The 19,140-nt window shown below is 71.6% G+C and carries 12 protein-coding genes; 3 read left to right on the forward strand and 9 right to left on the reverse strand.

Features of this window, described 5'->3' with window-relative positions:
* Positions 1-33 precede the first annotated feature (33 nt).
* Genes M8C13_RS31885 through M8C13_RS31920 form a run of 8 tightly spaced genes read right to left on the reverse strand, consistent with a single transcriptional unit; the run spans position 34 to position 12,003 of the window.
* On the reverse strand, positions 34-1,755 hold the full coding sequence (locus M8C13_RS31885; RefSeq protein ID WP_252484469.1) for a cellulase family glycosylhydrolase: 1,722 nt from the start codon (positions 1,753-1,755) through the stop codon (positions 34-36).
* A 34-nt stretch (positions 1,756-1,789) separates the two neighbouring features.
* Positions 1,790-3,277, reverse strand: coding sequence for a glycoside hydrolase family 43 protein (locus M8C13_RS31890; protein WP_252484470.1), 1,488 nt, complete (start codon positions 3,275-3,277; stop codon positions 1,790-1,792).
* Entirely contained in the window at positions 3,274-5,268 is a 1,995-nt protein-coding gene (locus M8C13_RS31895) for a beta-galactosidase (protein WP_252484471.1), read from the reverse strand. The genes M8C13_RS31890 and M8C13_RS31895 overlap by 4 nt, the downstream gene beginning before the upstream one ends.
* Positions 5,265-7,301, reverse strand: a complete 2,037-nt coding sequence (locus tag M8C13_RS31900; protein WP_252484472.1) for a glycoside hydrolase family 31 protein — start codon at positions 7,299-7,301, stop codon at positions 5,265-5,267. The genes M8C13_RS31895 and M8C13_RS31900 overlap by 4 nt, the downstream gene beginning before the upstream one ends.
* Before the next feature lie 44 nt (positions 7,302-7,345).
* Positions 7,346-8,383 (reverse strand): LacI family DNA-binding transcriptional regulator, encoded by a 1,038-nt coding sequence (locus M8C13_RS31905; protein WP_252484473.1) that lies wholly within the window; start codon positions 8,381-8,383, stop codon positions 7,346-7,348.
* Positions 8,384-8,408: 25 nt separating this feature from the next.
* On the reverse strand, positions 8,409-9,383 hold the full coding sequence (locus M8C13_RS31910; protein ID WP_252484474.1) for a carbohydrate ABC transporter permease: 975 nt from the start codon (positions 9,381-9,383) through the stop codon (positions 8,409-8,411).
* On the reverse strand, positions 9,380-10,324 hold the full coding sequence (locus M8C13_RS31915) for a sugar ABC transporter permease (protein ID WP_252484475.1): 945 nt from the start codon (positions 10,322-10,324) through the stop codon (positions 9,380-9,382). Before M8C13_RS31915 ends, M8C13_RS31910 begins: the two co-directional genes overlap by 4 nt.
* Positions 10,321-12,003 (reverse strand): ABC transporter substrate-binding protein, encoded by a 1,683-nt coding sequence (locus tag M8C13_RS31920; protein ID WP_252484476.1) that lies wholly within the window; start codon positions 12,001-12,003, stop codon positions 10,321-10,323. The genes M8C13_RS31915 and M8C13_RS31920 overlap by 4 nt, the downstream gene beginning before the upstream one ends.
* A gap of 159 nt (positions 12,004-12,162) precedes the next feature.
* Here M8C13_RS31920 and M8C13_RS31925 point away from each other — a divergent pair, with 159 nt between their 5' ends.
* The 3 genes from M8C13_RS31925 to M8C13_RS31935 are packed head-to-tail and all read left to right on the forward strand — an operon-like array spanning position 12,163 to position 18,138.
* Positions 12,163-15,015 (forward strand): glycoside hydrolase family 3 protein, encoded by a 2,853-nt coding sequence (locus M8C13_RS31925; protein WP_252484477.1) that lies wholly within the window; start codon positions 12,163-12,165, stop codon positions 15,013-15,015.
* Between the two features lie 14 nt (positions 15,016-15,029).
* Entirely contained in the window at positions 15,030-16,013 is a 984-nt protein-coding gene (locus M8C13_RS31930; protein WP_252484478.1) for an acetylxylan esterase, read from the forward strand.
* 16 nt (positions 16,014-16,029) lie between these two features.
* Positions 16,030-18,138, forward strand: coding sequence for a beta-galactosidase (locus M8C13_RS31935; RefSeq protein WP_252484479.1), 2,109 nt, complete (start codon positions 16,030-16,032; stop codon positions 18,136-18,138).
* Positions 18,139-18,194: 56 nt separating this feature from the next.
* Here M8C13_RS31935 and M8C13_RS31940 read toward each other — a convergent pair whose 3' ends face one another.
* The gene (locus M8C13_RS31940; protein ID WP_308202878.1) at positions 18,195-19,127 is read right to left on the reverse strand and encodes a hypothetical protein; all 933 of its coding nucleotides are present in this window, start codon (positions 19,125-19,127) and stop codon (positions 18,195-18,197) included.
* Positions 19,128-19,140: the final 13 nt, after the last annotated feature.

Consider the following 19,140-nt stretch of genomic DNA (forward strand, 5'->3'; position numbering starts at 1 on the left):
GGGCTCCCCGCGTACCGCCGTGGCCTGGGTGGGTCAGGCCGTCGTGCCGGTGACCGTGCTGCCCGACTTGGTGACGTGGTAGGTCAGCTTGACGCCGCTCCAGTAGTGGAAGGTCAGCGTCACCCTGGCGTTGTCCCTGACCGCGGCGAAGAAGTCCGCGGTCAGGTTGGTGGCGTTGCCGGCGTAGTTGGGCGCGAACGCGCGGTCGTACTCCTTGAACGGGGTCCAGTCGTGCGGGCCCGCGTTGCTGCCGTCGTCGTACTTGGCCTCCATGGTGGCCAGCAGGTCACCGCGGAAGGTGGTCGGGATGGCGAAGGCGGCCGTGGTCCCGTTGGCGTTGCCCAGGATCGGCTGGTCGTGGGTGATGAGGTTGATCCGCCACGGCAGGCCGTTGGCGAAGCGGGCCGAGAGCACCGCGTTGACGCCGTACTCCCGTGCTCCGCTCAGCCTGGTGATCGCCGCCGCGGTCAGGGTGAGCTGGTCCCCGGCGACGGTGTAGTCCCGGCCGCGCGCCAGCTCGGTGTTGCCGTGGCGCAGCCCGGTGAAGGAGGTTCCGTTGAGGTTCAACGTGATCGTCTTGGCGGTGACGGCACTGGCGCGGGCGCTGAACACCTGGTCGGTGGAGGCGGTGGCCGAGCGGGTCCGCCAGCTCGACTTGATCTGCGCCCACAGCTCGGGATCGCTCCACTGGAAGGAGGTGCGGCCCAGGTGCTGGCCGTTGTCCCACAGCATGGTGGTGATCTTGCGCTGGCGCGCGTGGTAGCCGAGGTACTCGAAGAACTTCAGCTTCTCGCCCTGCTGGATGGTCCCGGTGTGCCGGTCGAAGCCGAGCAGGCCGTACTCGCCGAGGATCACCGGCACGCCGCGCGCGATGAAGGTGTTGTGCACCCGGTCGAAGGAGTCGGTGACGTCCTTCTGCGCGGTGGCGTCGAAGTGCGTGCCACCGGCGACGTTCACGCTGAACGGCCAGTAGCCGTAGTAGTGCACGGTGGCGATCAGGTTGGGGTCGTTGAAGCCGCGGATCGAGGTGGCCAGCTCGTCCAGCCGCGCCTGCTCGGAGGAGGTGTGCAGGGTGGGCAGCACCAGCAGGCGCCGGGCGTTGTTGCCGCCGGAGCGGCGCACGATGTCCCGGAAGGAGGCGTTGAGCTCGTGCAGCAGCTCGGCGTTCTGCGCCGCGCCCGAGCTGCCGGTGAACTGCGGCTCGTTGACGCTCTCCAGGGTCAGCCTGGTCGGGGAGAAGTCCTTGAACGCGGTGGCCAGCTGGATCCACAGCTTGTTGTAGCGGGCGAGCACACCTGCGCGGTCGGCAGGCATGTTCGAGATCCACTGCCAGGAGTCGTGGTGCAGGTTGGCCATCACGTAGAGGCCCTCGGCCAGCGCCCAGCCGACGACCTCCTTGACCCGGTTGAGGTAGGCCGGCTTGATCGTGTGGTCCGGCGCGGGCCCGGTGTGCTGGGTCCAGGTGACCGGGATGCGGATGCTCTTGAAGCCCTGGGCCTTCACGTTGCGCAGCAACGCCTGGGTGATCCGCGGGTTGCCCCAGGAGGTCTCGTCGTCGCCGGTGGAGTCCAGGGTGTTGCCCAGGTTCCAGCCGGGCTGCATCGCCGCGACGTGGGCCATCGCGTTGGCCGGCGCCCGTTCTTCGGCGGTGGCCTCGTTCGCCGTCAGCAGGGTGAAGCTCGCGGCCAGGGTCGTGAACCCGGCCACCAGTGCGCCGATCCGATGGCGGATCGAGCGGTTTCTGAGTAATCGCAACATGGAACCCTCACAATCTTCGTCGATTGGATGGTCAGAGGTGGTCACCCGCGTAGTCGAACCAGTCGAAGTGCACGGATCCCGCCGAGGCGTACATGCCGATGACCCGGCCGGTGAAGCCGCCCGCCACCTCGGTGGAGAGGTAGCGGCCGTCGAGCGTGCCCAGCACGGTGAAGCCGCCATCCGGCCGCACCAGGCCGAAGGAGAGGACGTCCGGCCCGGAACGGGCGTCCGCGAGCTCCCGCGTCGCGTCCACCTCGATGCCCAGGACCAGCGGTCCGGCGGGCACCGGCCGGGACGCCACCACCGTGCGCAGCTGGCCGATCCGGGCCAGCACCCGCACTTCCCCTGCGCCTGCCTCGATCTCGTAGTGGTGCCGCTCGTCGAAGCGGACCGCCAGGCCGCCGCTGCCCTCGGCGGGATCGAGGAGCGCGCGCACCCGGCAGGAGAGGTGTTGCTGGCGGCGGCCGAGGAAGACCACATCGAGCGCGTCCAGGGACTCACCGCGGGCGCGCAGGGTCAGCCAGCCGGGCCGTTCCGTTGTGGTGCAATGCTTTTCTGGGCGCTCACGCGGAGACACCCAGTGCGGCCGCAGCTCGCCGGAGTCGAACTCGTCCAGGCCCGGCTCGGCGGGGAAGGGGTGCAGCGGCCAGGGCGGCGTGGGCAGGGCTGGTGCCAGGTCGCCGACCACGGGCCAGTCCTCGGTCCAGGTCACCGGGGCCAGGAAGGTCTCCCGGCCGAGCACGTGCCAGCCGGGGGTGCCGCCGCCGGGCCGCACGCCCAGCAGCACCATCCACCACGAGCCGTCGGGACCCTGCACCAGGTCGGCGTGACCGGTGTTCTGGATGGGCTCGTCGGTGCCGCGGTGGGTCAGGATCGGGTTGGCCGGGCAGGGCTCGAACGGGCCGTTGGGCGATGCGCTCCTGGCGATGGAGACCCCGTGGCCCCGTTCGGTGCCGCCCTCGGCGATGAGCAGGTACCAGTAGTCGCCAATCCGGTACAGGTGCGGCGCTTCCGGGGCCTTCGCGCCCGGGGTGCCCGACCACAGTTTCCGGGCCGGGCCGAAGGTCTGCCCGGTGTGCGGGTCGATGCGGTACTGGCTGACCCCGGCGACCGTGCACCAGCAGTTGCCGTCGGCGTCCCAGGCCAGGTCCGGGTCGATGCCCGCGACCTCGGGCAGCCACACCGGATCCGACCACGGACCGGCCGGATCCGTTGCGGTGCACAGCAGGTTGCCGCCGCCCTCGCGCACGTTCGTCACGATCAGCCAGAACCGGCCGTCGTGGTGGCGCAGCGTGGGCGCGTAGATCCCGCCGGAGGACCACGCGCCGGCCAGGGCGAGCTGGCCGGGCCGGTCCAGCGCGTTGCCGATCTGCCGCCAGTGCACCAGGTCCCGGCTGTGGAAGACGGGCACGCCGGGGAAGTACTCGAAGCTGGAGCACACCAGGTAGTAGTCCTCGCCCACCCGGCAGACGCTGGGATCGGGGTGCATGCCCGGGATCACCGGGTTGGTCAGGCTCACCCGTCAGCTCCTCGCCTGAGCACCACGCAGCCACCGGGCGGCAGCTCCCGCACCTCGGTCCCGGTGAGCAGGTCGTGCGCGGCCGCGGGCAGCGGCACCGGCTCGGCGCGGTGGTTGAGCAGGAAGTGCCAGCGGCGGCCGTCCCCGGCGCGGCGGGTGACCGCCTCCACGCCCGGCGGCAGGCCCGGCAGGTCGGGGCCCACGCCGGTCTCGGTCAGCAGCCGGGTGATCAGCGCGGCGTATCCGGGGTCGTCCAGGCGGGTGGACAGGTACCAGCCCTGGCCGAACTCGAAGCGGTGCCGGGTCAGCGCCGGGACCCCGGCCAGCATGCCGTGGGTGTAGGCCAGCACCGGCTCCGCGCGCCCGGCGCTCAGGAGCTCGCTCCAGGCGGTGGCCGTCGAGCCGTCGGAGAGCACGATCCGCTCGTCCCGGCCCAGCGGCCGGTGTTCCTCCACCCGGATGCCCAGCGTCTCGCGCAGCGGCTCGGCCGGGTAGCCGCCGAGCCGGGCGTGCATGCGCTCGTCGAGCACGCCGCTGAAGTGCTGGACCAGCAGCGTGCCGCCATCGGCGACGTACCGGCGCAGGTTCACCGCCCCGGCCTCGGAGAGCAGCGCCAGCGCCGGGGCCAGCACCAGCCGGTAGCCGCTGAGGTCGGCTTCCGGATGCGCGAAGTCGGCGGTGACGCCGGCGTCCCACAGCGCGCGGTGCGCCCGCCGCAGCGCCGCGTGGTAGTCCAGCTCGGGCGAGGGCAGCCCGTCGGACTCCAGCGCCCACCAGGCGTCGGAGTCGTGCAGCACGGCCACCTCGGCGGTGACCGTGGACCCGGCCAGCTCGGCCAGCCGGGCGACCGCGGCACCGGTCTCGGTCACCTCACGGAAGATCCGGCTGTCCGGACCCGCGTGCGGGACCATCGCCGAGTGCCACTGCTCGGCGCCGGCCTTGGACTGCCGCCACTGGAAGAACAGCGCGCCCTCCGAACCGCGCGCGATGTGCCCGAGGGAGTGCCGCAGGATCTCCCCCGGTTCCTTGTGCAGGGTCCGATCACCGGCGTAGACGGTGTTGGTGCCCTGTTCCATCAGCAGCCAGGGCCGTCCACCGGCGAAGGAGCGGGCGCGGTCCGCGCCGAAGGCGGTGTCCGCGGCCGCGTCCAGGCCGGGCGCGGCCGGGTAGTGGTCGATGGCGACCAGGTCCACCTCCCGGCCCAGCGCCCACAGGTCCACGTTCTGGTAGCCGGGCAGCATCAGGTTGGTCGTCACCGGCCGGTCGCTGTGCGCGCGGATCGCCTCGCGCTGCTCCCGGTAGGCGGCGACCACCTCGTCGGAGAAGAACCGGCGGAAGTCCAGCGCCTGCCCCGGATTGTGGTGCCACTGGGTCGCCCGCGGCGGCAGGATCTGGTCCCAGCTGGTGTAGTGCTGGCTCCAGAACGCGGTGCCCCACGCCTCGTTGAGCGCGTCCAGGGAGCCGTGCCGGGCCACCAGCCACGCGCGGAAGGCGGCGGCGGTGTGCTCGCACCAGCACAGCGTCACGTACTCGTTGTGCACGTGCCACAGCGCCACCGCCGGGTGGTCACCATAGCGTTGCGCGAGCGCGGAAGCGATCCGCCTGGCCGCCTCGCGGTAGGCCGGGGCAGCCAGGCAGTAGGTGTCCCGGCTGCCGTGCACCAGCCTGGTGCCGTCGGCGGAGACCGGCAGCGCGTCCGGGTGGGCCAGGGTGAACCACGGCGGCGGGGAGGCCGTCGGGGTGGCCAGGTCCACGGCGATCCCGTTGGCGTGCAACCGGTCCAGGTGGGCGTCCAGCCAGCCGAAGTCGTAGCGGCCCTCCTCCGGTTCCAGCAGGGCCCAGGAGAACACGCCCACCGTGGCCAGGTTGACCCCGGCCCGGCGCATCAGCTCGTCGTCCTCCTTCCACACCGGCTCGTCCCACTGCTCGGGGTTGTAGTCCCCGCCGAAGGCCAGCCCGCCGAGCCGGTCGACCAGGCGACGGGTGCTCACGACTCCGCCAGCACCGGCAGCCGCGCGTCGTCGCGCAGGAACAGCGGGATGCGCTCGATCGGGGCCGCCACGGTCACCGTCTGACCGCCCGCGTGTTCCGCTCCGGTCCACGCGTCGGTCCACCGCGCGCCCGCGGGCAGGTGCACGGCGCGCTCGCGGGCGCCCGCCTCGGTGACGGGTGCGACGAGCAGGTCGGGGCCGAGCAGGAACTCGTCCTCGACCAGCCAGGACCGCGGGTCGTCCGGGAACTCCAGGAACAGCGGCCGCATCGGCGGCAGACCGGTCTCCGCGGCGGTGCGCATCTGCTCCATCACGTACGGGCGCAGGCGTTCCCGCAGCCGCAGGTGCTCGGCCAGGATCGGGTAGGCCTCCTCGCCGTAGGACCAGACCTCGTTGGCCAGCCCGGTCATCGCCGGTTCCAGGACCTGTTCGGAGCCGCGGAAGCCGTGCAGCCGGAACAGCGGGCAGAAGGTCCCGTACTGGAACCAGCGCACCAGCACCTCGCGGTAGGCGGGATCATCGGGATCGCCGCCGTGGAAGCCGCCGATGTCCGTGGTCCACCACGGGATTCCGGACATCATCACGTTCAGTCCGGCCTTGATCTGGGTGCGCAGCGAGGCGAAGTCGGTGGCGATGTCGCCGGACCACAGCGCCGCGCCGTAGCGCTGCGCGCCGGCCCAGGTGGAGCGGTTGAGCGAGATGATCTCGTTCTCCCCCACTGCGCGCAGGCCGTCGTGCACCATGCGGGCGTTCTCGCGGGGGTAGAGGTTGCCGACCTCCAGGCCGGGCCCGGCGTGGTAGCGCAGGCCGTTCTGGTGGCCGGGCTTGAGCTCCGGTTCGCCCGCGTCCAGCCAGAAGACCGTGATGCCGAGCTCCTGGTAGTGCCTGCGCAGCCGCTCCCAGACGAACTCGCGGGCCTCCGGGTTGGTCGCGTCGTAGAAGGCGACCTGGGCGGAGTAGGCGCCCAGGCCCTTGTCCGGCCAGTCGGCATGCGCCATCGGCCCGTACTCGGTGCCGATGAACAGGCCCTGGTCCAGCATGGCGTGGTAGTTCTCGCTGGCCGGGCTGACCGAGGGCCAGACCGAGACCATCAGCTTGACGCCCATCTCGGCCAGCTCGCGGACCATGCCGGCCGGGTCCGGCCACTCGGCCGGGTCGAACCGCCACTCGCCGAGGTGGGTCCAGTGGAAGAAGTCGCAGACGATCACCGACAGCGGCAGGCCGCGCCGCCGGTGCTCGCGGGCGACCTCCAGGAGCTCCTCCTGGGTGCGGTAGCGCAGCTTGCACTGCCAGAAACCCGAGGCCCACTCGGGCAGTTCGGGGGCGTGGCCGGTCGCGTCGGCGTAGCGGCGCAGCACTTCGGCGGGCTGACCGGCGGTGATCCAGTAGTCGATCTGGCGGGCGCTGTCGGCGACCCAGCGGGTGCCGGTCTCGGCCAGCTCCACCCGGCCGATGGCCGGTGAGTTCCACAGCAGGCCGTAACCCCGGTTGGAGATCAGCACCGGGATGGTGACCTCGCCGTTGCGCTGCACCAGGTCGACGACCGCGCCCTTCTGGTTGAACAGGCCGTGGGTGTGCTGGCCGAGGCCGTGCAGCCGTTCTCCCGGGTAGGCGCGGAAACGCTGCTCCAGCCGGTGGTAGCCGTTGCCGGTGGCGGTGGCCAGTCGCGGGCCCGGCCACCAGAAGTGGGCGGGCTGCTCGGCGAGCAGTTCCGTGCCGTCGGCGGTGCGCAGGAAGGTCAGCCTGCCCGCGGTCGGGGACAGCTCAGGGGTGAGCAGGCCTTCGCTGTCGGCGTCGATGCGGACCGTGATCTCGCCGTTGACCAGGATCGCGTGGTGCTCGGCGAGGGTGATCTCCGGCTTGCCGCCCTCCGGCGGCGCGTCCAGCAGCGCGCCGGGCAGGTCTGCCAGCAGCGGTCCGCCGGGGGTGGCCCTGACCCGGACGGCGTCCGGGCCCCACGCCTCCACGCGCAGGGTCTCGCCTTTGGCGCGCCATTCCAGGGCGTCACCGAGGTCTCGGAAGTGCGGGGACATGCGGCGCTCCTCGCGCTCGGGGATGGTGGGGTTCAGCGGTGGCGTCACGGGTGTGCGGCCAGTCGTGGTGCGGGACCGGTGCTCTCCCGGACGGTCAGGACCGGGTCCAGCAGCACCAGCTCGTCCTCCGGCCGCGAGTCGCGGGTGGCCGTGGCGAGCCTGCTCATCAGCTGGTCCACGGCCACCCGGCCGAGCTCCTTGGCCGGGCCGGTCACCGCGGTGAGCCGGGGCGCGTACTGCTCGACGAGTTGTTCGGGGCAGAGCGCGATGACCGAGGCGTCCTCGGGCACCGTGCGCCCGCTGGAGCGCAGCAGGCTCAGCAGCGGGCCGATCGCGCCCTCGTTCTGCACCACGAACCCGGTGGTGCCCGGCCGGTCGGCCAGCACCCGGCTGAGCGCGCCCGCGGTGCTCTCGTAGGTGCCCTCGCAGGAACGGTGCACGAACCGCAGCCCGCGCTGCTCGGCGCGTTCGCGGAAGCCGGACAGCGTGCGCTCGGCGTATCCGGCGTGCCGGTGGTAGACGCCGGAGCCGTAGCCGATGAAGGCGACCTCGCGGTGGCCCAGCTCCGCCAGGTGGTCGGCGCACAGCGCGCCGGCCGAGGCGAAGTCGTGGTCCACACAGGACAGTCCGCGCGGGTCGTCGGGCAGTCCGATCAGCGCGGCCTGGGCGCCCAGCTCGCGCAGCGCGGGCACCCGCTCGTCGGCCAGCTCGACGTCCATCAGGATCACGCCGTCGGCCAGTCCGCTGCCCACGATCCGGCGCACCCCGTCGGGTCCCTCGTCGTTGGTCACCAGTAGCACGTCGTACCCGTGCTGCCGGGCCGACATGGTGACCGAGACGGCGATCTCCATCATGATCGGCACGTAGACGTCGGTGCGCAGCGGCACCACCAGGGCGATGATGTGCGAGCGGCGACCGGCCAGTGCCCGCGCGCCCGCGTTGGGGTGGTAGCCCAGCACGGTCACCGAGTGCTCGACGCGGCGCCGGGTCTCCGCGGAGACCGAGCGCTTGCCGCTGAGCACGTAGCTGACCGTGCTGGCCGACACGCCCGCGTGCCTGGCCACATCGGCGATTGTCGCCATGGTCGGGTGTTCCTGCTTCCTGGGCTCAGCCCTTGATCGCGCCGGTGAGCACACCGGTGCGGAAGTGCTTCTGCACGAACGGGTAGACGATCAGCAACGGCACCAGGGTCAGCACCACCACCCCCATCTGCAGCGACAGCGGCGCGGTCTGGGCGAACTGGGTGCCGAAGCCCGCGTTGACCGAGCCGGGCAGTCCGTTGCCCCGGTTGACGTAGGTGAACAGCACGTACTGCAGCGGCCACTTCTCCGCGTCGGTGGGCATGTACAACATGACGTTGAAGAAGGAGTTCCAGTAGCCGACGCCGTAGAACAGCGCCATCACCGCGGTCACCGCGCGCGAGGTGGGCAGCACGATGGACCACAGGATCCGCCACTCCCCCGCCCCGTCGATCCGGGCCGCCTCGATCAGGTCGGCGGAGGTCGAGGAGTAGAAGGAGCGCAGGATGAGGATGTTGAACACCGACACCGCGCTGGGCAGGATCAGCGCCCACCACTCGCCGTAGCCGCCGAGCCCGGTGACCACCAGGAAGGTCGGGATCAGGCCGCCGCTGACGAACATGGTGACGATCAGCAGGATCAGCACGAAGCGGTGGCCGAAGGAACCGGGCCGGGACAGGCCGTAGGCGCACAGGATCGACACCACCAGCGAGACCACCGTGCCGACCGCGGTGATGCCGAGGCTGACCACCAGCGCCGAGCGCACGGTCGGGTCCTCCAGCATGATCCGGTAGGCCTCGAAGGTCAGGCCGTCCGGCCAGAGCACCAGGCCACCGGCGCGGTTGACCGCGGCCTGGGTGGACAGGCTGGTCACCACGATGATCCACAGCGGCACCAGCATGACCAGCAGCAGCCCGCCGAGGGTCAGTCCCTTGGCGGCCTGGCCGACGGCCGTCGGCGGCTCCTCCCACGGCGGGCGGGTGGACCGCTTCTTCCGGCGCGGCGCCGATCCGGTCGCGCCCGCGTCCCCACGGGCGCGTTCGATCGTGAGTGTGTTGGTCATTTCCGGTACAACCCGTCTTCACCGAAGGCGTGCGCCAGCTTGTTCGCGCCCCAGATGAGCAGCAGCGAGATGACGCTCTTGAACAGGCCGGCGGCCGCGCCGTAGCTGTAGTTGCCGGTGGCGATGCCGTAGTAGAAGGCGAAGGTGTCCAGCACGTCCGCCGCGTCGTGGCCGACCGCGTCCCGCTGGACCAGGAACTGCTCGAACCCGACGGTCAGCGCGTTTCCCAGGCGCAGCACCAGCATCAGCACGATGACCCCGCGCAGGCCGGGCAGGGTGATGTGCCACATCCGGCGCCAGCGACTGGCCCCGTCGGCCGCGGCCGCCTCGTACAGGTCGGTGTTGATGGCGGCCAGCGCGGCCAGGAAGACGATGATCCCCCAGCCGGCCTCCTTCCAGATCGCCTGCGAGGTGACCAGGAGCGCGAAGGTGTCCGGGTTGGTCATGATGTCCCAGGTGCCGATGTCGTTGTTGCGCAGGAACTGGTTGAGCGCCCCCGCACCGCCGAGCATCTGCTGGAAGATCGTGATGGCCAGCACCCAGGAGAAGAAGTGCGGCAGGTAGACCACGGACTGGATGAAGTTGCGCAGCCGTTGGGACAGCAGCGAGTTGAGCAGCATGGCCAGCGCGATCGGCACCGGGAAGAACAGCACCAGCTGGACGAAGCTGAGGTAGAGCGTGTTCTGCAGCGCCCCCCAGAACAGCGGGTCGCCGAAGAGTCGCTGGAACTGGTCGAAGCCGACCCATTCGCTGGCCCAGACCCCGGCCAGCGGGTCGTACTCCTGGAACGCGGTGACGATCCCGAACAGCGGCACGTAGTTGAAGACCAGCAGCAGGAGCACGGCGGGGACGGTCATCAGCAGCAGCGACCGGTCCCGCCGCAGCCTGACCCGCCAGCTCAGCCTCGGTGGTGCCGCAGGGGGCGCTGGTGGCGTGCTCACTGCCCGGTGCCGTACTTCTGCAGCACGTTCTCGGTCATCCACTGGGTCAGCCGGTCCCCGCCGCCGGTGGTCTTCCAGTTGGCGATGGCGGCCTGCACGTCGGCGACCTTCTTCTTGCCGTGGTAGCAGTCCTTGACGGCGTCCTCCACCGACTGCGCGGCCAGTGCCGAGGCCTGCGCCTGCGGCATGCTGAAGTTCATGGCCCAGAAGGCCGGCTTGGTCAGGGCCTTCATGTTGGTGGCCTGCCATCGGGTGTAGTCCCTGGTGACGACCTCCCCGCCGGGGTTGCTGATCGCCGAGGCCGGGCTGGCCAGGAACGGGTAGGTCTGCGCCTGGACCATCTTCTTGCCCTCGTCGGTGAAGGTCGGCACCCCGTTGACCATCGTGTGGTGCGTGCCCTCGGCGCCGAAGTTGACCATCGTGTACTCGGCCGACCCGTACGGCGCGGCCAGGTAGTTGGCCACCGCCAGCAGCTCTTCGATCTGCTCGGGCTTGAGGTTGATGTTGAGGTAGCTGACCAGGTTGGTGGAGGGGCCCTGGTAGATCACCGGCTTGCTCTTGCCGTCGGCGGCGAAGACGTTGAACGCGTCGCGCCGGTAGTCCCGGTTCGCCGCGCCGCCCGCCTGGTGGTCGGTGAGGTTCCACGCGCCCTGGCCGCCGCCCTGGATCAGCGTCTTCCCGGCGTAGAAGCGGGTGACGGCGTCGACGTTGTTACCGGCCAGCGCGTCGGGGTGCAGGTAGCCGGAGGTGGCCAGCCGGTAGTTCCAGTTGAGCGCCTCCAGGTACTCCGGCGTCTCGTAGGCGTGCACCAGCTTTCCGTTGTCCACCCGCCACTTCAGCGGCGCGCCGAAGGAGGTGTAGATGTAGGTCCACACGTCGTCGAAGGCCCACACGCCGCGCTTGGCGTCGGTCAGCTCCTTGCCGAGGTTCATCAGGTCCTCGGCGGATTTCACCTCATCGGCGCGGATGCCCTTGGCCTCGAACACGTCGCGCCGGTAGTAGATCAGGCCCGCGACCTGGAAGCCGGTGGAGAAGGAGGGGATCCCGTAGAGCTTGTCGCCCCAGACGCCGGTCCGCCAGGCGCCCGGGGACAGGGCCGCGAGGTTGGGGTACTTCTTGACGTTGTCGCCGGAGAGGTAGGGCGTCAGGTCCGCCAGCTGCGTGCCGGCCAGCGCACCGACGTTGAAGTTGGGGTTCCACCAGGCGGGCAGCTGGATCCAGTCGGGCAGCTTCTTGGCCGCGGTCATGGTCGGGACCATTGTGGCGTAGTTGTTGCCGTCCGCGGGCCGCATGGTCAGCTCGACGCCCAGCGCCTTGTGCATGGCCTGGTAGAAGGAGTTCCCGGCCGGCGGCACGGTGCCCCACAGCGGCGTGACCGCGGAGTACTTGCCGCCCTTGCCCGGCACCCCGTTCACGGTGGTGACCCGGTTGGCCGGGTAGCTGAGGAAGCCGGGGTCGGTGAAGGTGTCCGGGCCGCCGATCACCGAGGGGATGTCCGGTTTGATCGCGGTGTTGGGCACGTGCGCGGGCAGCGCGGCCTTGAGACCGGCGTCGGTGTTCGTGCCGGCCCGCTGCTGCGGGCCGCCGCCGCAGGCCGACAGCAGCGGGCCGGCCGCGACGGCTCCCGCGACCGAGGCGGCGGCGGTTAAGAAGTTCCTGCGGTTGATCTCGATACCCATGGCGGAACCGATCCTTCGTCATTGAAGTGTCGAAGCGCTTAAACGGATTGGGGGGAGAGTAATGACTTGACACCGCCGTAACAAGACGTTGACAGGTAAAACCCCTGCATGCCAATGTCGAAGCGCTTCAACACAGCATCCGACCTGAGGGGTTGCTCCGTGAGTTCCCAGTCCGACTCCGCCATTGAGCGGCTGCCGTTCCGCGACCCCGCGCGCCCCACGCGCGAGCGCGTCGACGACCTGCTCGGCAGGCTCACCCTCGATGAGCGGATCGCGATGCTGCACCAGTACGCGCCCGCCGTGCCCCGGCTGGGCCTTGGCGCGTTCCGGACCGGGTCCGAGGCCCTGCACGGGGTCGCCTGGATCGGCCAGGCCACCGTCTTCCCACAGGCGGTGGGGCTGGGCGCGAGCTGGGACGAGGAGCTGGTGCGCCGGGTGGCCGAGGCGACCTCGGTCGAGCTGCGGGCCTTCCACCACCACCGCACGCCGGCGATCGGCACCGGCCCGCACAGCCTGCAAGCCTGGGCGCCGGTGCTGAACCTGCTGCGCGACCCGCGCTGGGGGCGCAACGAGGAGGGCTACTCCGAGGACCCGGTGCACACCGCCCGCATCGGACTGGCCTTCTGCCAGGGCCTGGCCGGGGACCACCCGAGCTACCTGCGCGCGGCGCCGGTGCTCAAGCACTTCCTGGCCTACAACAACGAGGACGACCGCTGCGTCACCTCCTCCGGCCTGCGCCCCCGGGTGCTGCACGAGTACGACCTGGCCGCCTTCCGCCCGGTGGTGGCCTCCGGCGCGGCCACCGGCGCGATGGCCGGCTACAACCTGGTCAACGGCCGCCCCTGCCACGTCAGCCCGCTGATCAACGAGGAGCTGCGCCGCTGGGCCGAGCCGACCGGACACGAGCTGTTCGTGGTCAGTGACGCTGAGGCGCCGTCGAACCTGGTCGACCCCGAGCACTACTTCGACGACCACGCCGAGTCGCACGCCGCCGCGCTCAGGGCAGGCATCGACAGCTTCACCGACCACGGCGAGGACAGCGCCACCCCGGTCGGGCGGCTGCGCGCGGCACTGGAGCGCGGCCTGCTCGACGAAGCCGACGTGGACCGCGCGGTCCGGCGGCAGCTGGAGATCCGTTTCCGGCTCGGCGAGTTCGACCCCGAGCTGGACCCCTACGCCGCCATCGGCCCCGAGGTGATCAACTGCGCCGCGCACCAGGCGCTCGCGCTGCGCGCGGCCACCGAGTCGGTGGTGCTGCTGCGCAACGACGGGCTGCTGCCGCTGGAGGCGGCCAAGACCCGGCGGATCGCGGTGATCGGCCCGCTGGCCGACATGCTGTGCGAGGACTGGTACAGCGGCACCCTGCCGTACGCGGTCACCGTCGCCGACGGCCTGCGGGCGGCGCTGGCCGGGCACGGCGGCGAGGTGGTCGTGGCCGACGGCGCGGACCGGATCGCGTTGCGCGCAGGCACCACCGGCGAGCTGCTGGGCAAGACCGCCTTCGACGTGCTGGACTGGGGCGACGGGGTGCTCACCCTGCGCTCGGCCGAGACCGGGCGCTACCTGAGCCTCAAGGACGACGACGCGCTGGCCGCCGACCAGGACCTGATCAAGACCTGGGAGGTCCGCGAGACCTTCCGCCTGGAACCCGATCCCGCGGACGCGGACACCGTGCTGCTGCGCAACGTGCTCACCGGCCGCTACGCCGTGGTCGACCCGGTCGACGGCCGGGTGAGCGTCACCGCCGAGACCCCGGCGGAGGCCGAGCGCTGGCAGCGCGAGCTGCTGCGCGACGGCGCGGCCGAGGCCCTGGCCGCCGCCGAGTCGGCCGACGCCGCGGTGGTCGTGCTCGGCAACCACCCGCTCATCCACGGCCGGGAAACCGAGGACCGCAAGGGCATCGCGCTGCCCGAGGCCCAGGAGTCGTTGCTGCGCAAGGTCGCCACGGCCCACCCGGACACCGCGCTGGTCGTGATGAGCAGCTACCCCTACGCCCTGGACTGGGCCGATGAGCACCTGCCCGCCGTGGTGTGGACCTCCCACGGCGGGCAGGAGTCAGGCCACGGGCTGGCCGCGGTGCTGCTCGGCACGACCGAGCCCAGCGGACGGCTGCCACAGACCTGGTACCGCGGCGGGGACGAGCTGCCGCACCCGCTGGACTACGACATCATCAAGGCGGGCTGGACCTACCAGTACCACCAGGCCGCGCCGCTGTACCCCTTCGGCCACGGCCTGTCCTACACCGAGTTCAGCTACGGGGAGCTGAGGCTGTCCTCGGACACCGTGGCCCAGGACGGCTCGGTCGAGGTCTCGGTGACGCTGACCAACACCGGCTCCCGGACCGGCTGCGAGGTGGTCCAGCTCTACGTGCAGGCGCTGGACGCCCGGTACCAGGCGCCCCGGCTGCGGCTGGCCGACTTCGCCAAGGTCTGGCTGGTGCCCGGGGAGAGCGAGGAGCTGACCTTCTGGCTGCCCGCCGAGGCGCTGGCGCACTGGGACGTCACCACCGGCGCCTTCACCGTCGACCCCGGCGAGTACCGGGTGCTGGTCGCCCGCTCCGCCGAGCAGGTGGCGCTCATCGCCCGGCTCACCGTGACCGGCCCGGCCCCGGCCTGCCGGGCAGGCGTGGACCGGCGCATCGCGGCCGTCGACTTCGACGACTACGCGGGCATCACCCTCATCGACGCCACCCGCACCACCGGCGACGCGGTCACCCCGGCGGACCCGGCGGAGCCCGCGACGCTGTGGTTCCGCGCCATCGACCTCTCCGGCGCCTGCCGGGTGGAGGCCGAGGTCTCCCGGACGCAGGACGATCCGGACGAGGCCCGGCTGGAGTTCCGGACCGCCGACCGGCTGCTGGCCTGGATCACGGTGCCGGTCACCGGCGACCGCTACGCCTGGACGAACACCACGGCCGAGCTGCCTTCGACCCTGGAGGGCGTGCACGACCTGCAAGTGTTGCTGCACGGCGATTTCCGGCTCTCCGCCTTCCGCTTCAGCCCGCAGGCCTGAGACCGGAGGATCCCATGCCGTTGACCGATCTCGCGCTCGACGAGCTCACCCGCTACCGCCCGGAATCCTTGCCACCACCGGACTTCGACGCCTTCTGGGACCACACCCTGGCGCAGGCGCGCGCCTACGGCGGGGCGGTGCGGGCCGACCGGGTCACCGAGTCGCACCTGCTGCGCACCATCGAGGTGGACGACGTGCGCTTCCCCGGCTGGCAGGGCGAACCGGTGGCCGCCTGGCTGCTGCGGCCCCGGGACGCCGAAGGTCCGCTGCCCGTCGTGGTCACCTACATCGGCTACACCGGCGGCCGCGGCCTGCCCACCGACCACCTGCTGTGGTCCGCAGCCGGGTACGCCCAGCTGGTGGTGGACAGCCGCGGCCAGGGCCACGACACCCCGGATCACGATCCCGGCGGCGGCACCCAGTGGGCCAAGGGTTTCCTGACCCGCGGCATCGACTCCCCCGAGCACTACTACTACCGGCGGCTGATCACCGACTGCGTCCGCGCCGTGGACGCGGTCGGTGAGCTGCCCGGCCTCGACCCGGCGCGGGTGATCCTCGCGGGCGGCAGCCAGGGCGGCGGCCTCGCCCTCGCGGTCGCGGGCCTGGCGCGGGACCGGGCGGCCGCCGTGCTGCCGGATGTGCCGTTCCTGTGCCATTTCCGCCGCGCGGCCGAATGCAGCGGCGAGGGCCCCTACCAGGAGCTCGCGGAGTACCTGCGCTGGCACAGCAGGCACAACGTCGAGCCTGCTTTCACCACCCTGTCCTACTTCGACGGCGTGCACTTCGCCCAGCGGGCCACCGCGCCCGCGCTGTTCAGCGTCGGGCTGATGGACCCGGTCTGCCCGCCGTCCACCGTCTACGCCGCCTTCAACCACTACGCGGGCGCCGACCGCGGCATGACCGTGTGGCCCTTCGCCGACCACGGCGGCGGCTACGGCTCCAACCCGGCCGTGCAGCTGGCCTGGTTGCGCGAACGCGGCCTGGTCCCGCCCCGGTGACAGGAAGGTTCCTTCGATGGCGGTCCTGCCGTCCCGCGTCCTGTTCGGCGCGGCCTACTACCACGAGTACCAGCCGCACGACCGGCTCAAGACCGACCTGGACCTGATGGCGGAGGCGGGTTTCACCGTCATCAGGGTCGGCGAGTCGGTGTGGTCGACCTGGGAGCCGGAGAACGGGAAGTTCGACCTGGACTGGCTCCAGCCGGTGCTCGACGGCGCGCAGGAACGCGGCATCGCGGTCATCCTGGGCACCCCGACCTACGCGGTGCCGCCGTGGCTGGCCCGGCAGTACCCGGAGATCGCCGGGGAGAACGCCACCGGGCAGCGGGTCGGCTGGGGCGCGCGGCAGGAGGTCGACTTCACCCATCCCGCCTTCCGGCACCACGCCGAGCGGGTGGTCCGCAAGATCGTCGCCCGGTACGCCGGGCATCCCGCCGTCATCGGGTTCCAGGTGGACAACGAGCCAGGGGTGCACCTGCTGCACAACCACGGTGTCTTCCAGCGTTTCCTGGACCACCTGCGCACCACCTACGGCGACGTGGAGACGCTCAACCGGGAGTGGGGCCTGGTGTACTGGTCGCACCGGCTGACCACCTGGGCCGACCTGTGGACCCCCGACGGCAACGCGCAACCGCAGTACGACCTGGCCTGGCGGGACTTCCAGGCGCGCCAGACCACCGCGTTCATCGCCTGGCAGGCCGGGATCGTCCGCGAGCACGCCCGCGCGGAGCAGTTCGTCACCACCTGCCTGCACTACCCCCGTCCCGCGCTGGAGGACCACGAGGTGAACCGCGAGCTGGACGTCACCGCGGGCAACCCGTACTACGAGATGCAGGACGCGCTGGCCCTGCCGGACCCCGCGCCGGAGCGCGAGCAGGGCTGGCAGGCCGTCGGCGTGTGGGCGCTGTTCCAGGCCGCGGACCGGATGTTCTCCTCGCGCCAGGAACCGTTCCTGGTCACCGAGACCAACGCGGGCAACATCGGCCCGGCGTGGGACAACCGGCCTGCCTACGACGGCCAGTGGCGGCAGGCCGCCTGGGCCATGGTCGCCCGCGGCGCGCGGATGATCGAGTACTGGCACTGGCACACGCTGCACTTCGGCGCGGAGACCTACTGGGGCGGCGTGCTGCCGCACAGTGGCAGGCCCGGCCGCGTCTACGCCGAGGTGGCCAGGCTGGGCACCGAGCTGGGCATCGCCGGGACGACCGTGGTCGGCATCGAGCCGGACGCCGACCTCACCATGGTCTACTCCAACCAGAGCAAGTGGCACCTCCAGAAGTACCCGCCACTGTCTACTTCGGACGGAGAACCGGACCCGGGCGCCTACGATCGCATCTTCGACAGCTTCTACCGGGGCGCCTTCGAGGCCCGCCGCCAGGTGCGCATCACGCACGTCCGACAGCTGCTGGAGACGACCTCGGTCGAGGAGGCCGTGCGGCAGCACCCCGTGCTGGTCGTCCCCGGGCTGCACATCGCCGGGGACGCGACCCTGGACTGGCTGGCCGCCTATGCCGCGGCGGGCGGGCACCTGGTGCTCGGCCCGCGCACCGGCTACGCCGACCACGAGGCCAGGGCCCGGCCCGAACCCGCGCCCGGCCGGCTGGTCGAGGCCGCCGGCGTCCGGTACGAGGAGTACAGCAACCTGGCGCGGGACCTGCCGGTGCGCACCGCCCCGGGCGCACCGTTCGAGCTGCCCGCGCAGGCCACCGCCACCCGCTGGCTGGAGGGGCTCACCGTGCTGGACGCCGAGGTGCTGGTCGGCTACGACCACCCGCACTTCGGGCGCTGGGCCGCGGTCACCACCCGCCGCCACGGCCAGGGGCGGGTCACCTGCGTCGGCACCGTGCCCGGACGAGACCTCGCCCGGACACTGGCCGAGTGGCTGGCGCCCGCACCGCGCGGCGGGTGGACGGACCTGCCCCCGTCGGTCACCGCGACCACCGGCACCTCAGCCGAGGGCGACCGCGTGCACGTGGTGCACAACTGGAGCTGGGAGCAGGTCCAGGTCACCGCGCCGGTCGAGCTGACCGACCTGCTGGGTGGCGGGTCCAGCCCGGCCGGTACCCGGGTTCACCTGGGCAGCTGGGACGTGCGGGTGTTCACCGGACCGGCGACCGGTCGTTGACGACCGGCGGTCGTCCCGGTGCTCGCCGTCGCACCGGGACGACCGGGTTCAGCGGGTCACGGCCTGCCCGTGGTGAAGAACCGCCACACCTCGTTCTTCACCCAGCTCCGCGCGCCACTCTCGCACCCGGCGCACCCGTCGACGGGTCCCTGCTGGTGCCCGCCGTCAAAAGCGGCCCACACCACCGGGAACCCGGCCCGGCAGCCGGAGTAGGTGGTGGTGATGTGGGTCCGGCTGCCGCGCGCGGGCTCCCGCGGGTTCTGCGCGGTGCAGCCGTTGTTGCGCACGAACCGGTCCCGCAGTCCACGGCCCGCGCCGATGTTGTCGTTGATGCCGTGGATGCCCATGTAGGCGAAGGGCTGGTTGCCCCCGGCGCACCCGCTGATCTGCCCCGGCGTGGCGATGGCCGCGACCGCGCGGAAGACGTTCGGCCGCGAGCAGGCCAGGGAGTAGCTCATCGCGCCGCCCCAGCTGAAGCCCAGGGCGAAGCGCTGTCCCGGATCGACGCAGAGGCCGTCCTCGATCCGCTTGATCATGTTGTCCACGAAGGTCACGTCCTCGCCGCCTGCGTTGCCCCAGCCGCCGCCCAGGCCCTGGGGCGCGACGAAGATCGCGCTGTTGTCGGCCAGCCGCCGGAGCCCGTAGTGGGCGTAGACATCGCCGTCGCTGCCGCCGCCTGCGACCTGCTGGGCGGTGCCGCCGCGCCAGTGGAAGCCAAAGACCAGCCGGTAGCGGCGGTTCTGGTCGTAGTTGCCGGGGATGCTCAGGATGAAGCTGCGGTTCTTGCCGCCGCTCTGGATCGTGTGCGTCCCGTTCTGGAGGGTCGGCGGCCTGCCACAGGCCGCGGGGGCCGCCTCACCCTCCGCCGCCGCCACGCCGGTGTCGGCGGTGACCCCGGCTCCGGCGAAGGCCAGTGCGGCGGCGGCGAGCAGTGCCCACCGTCGCCTGCCGGATAGCCGCCGGGGCCGTTGCTCTGCTGAGTTGGACATCGTTGTCTCCTCT

This window comes from Crossiella sp. SN42, assembly GCF_023897065.1.
Lineage (GTDB): Bacteria > Actinomycetota > Actinomycetes > Mycobacteriales > Pseudonocardiaceae > Crossiella.

Excerpts from the sequence above, each read along its gene's own strand:
- M8C13_RS31905 (WP_252484473.1), bottom strand. The coding sequence starts at position 8,383 with ATGGCGACAATCGCCGATGTGGCCAGGCACGCGGGCGTGTCGGCCAGC.
- M8C13_RS31920 (WP_252484476.1), bottom strand. The coding sequence starts at position 12,003 with ATGGGTATCGAGATCAACCGCAGGAACTTCTTAACCGCCGCCGCCTCG.
- M8C13_RS31935 (WP_252484479.1), top strand. The coding sequence starts at position 16,030 with ATGGCGGTCCTGCCGTCCCGCGTCCTGTTCGGCGCGGCCTACTACCAC.
- M8C13_RS31940 (WP_308202878.1), bottom strand. The coding sequence starts at position 19,127 with ATGTCCAACTCAGCAGAGCAACGGCCCCGGCGGCTATCCGGCAGGCGA.
- M8C13_RS31910 (WP_252484474.1), bottom strand. The coding sequence starts at position 9,383 with ATGACCAACACACTCACGATCGAACGCGCCCGTGGGGACGCGGGCGCG.
- M8C13_RS31930 (WP_252484478.1), top strand. The coding sequence starts at position 15,030 with ATGCCGTTGACCGATCTCGCGCTCGACGAGCTCACCCGCTACCGCCCG.
- M8C13_RS31900 (WP_252484472.1), bottom strand. The coding sequence starts at position 7,301 with ATGTCCCCGCACTTCCGAGACCTCGGTGACGCCCTGGAATGGCGCGCC.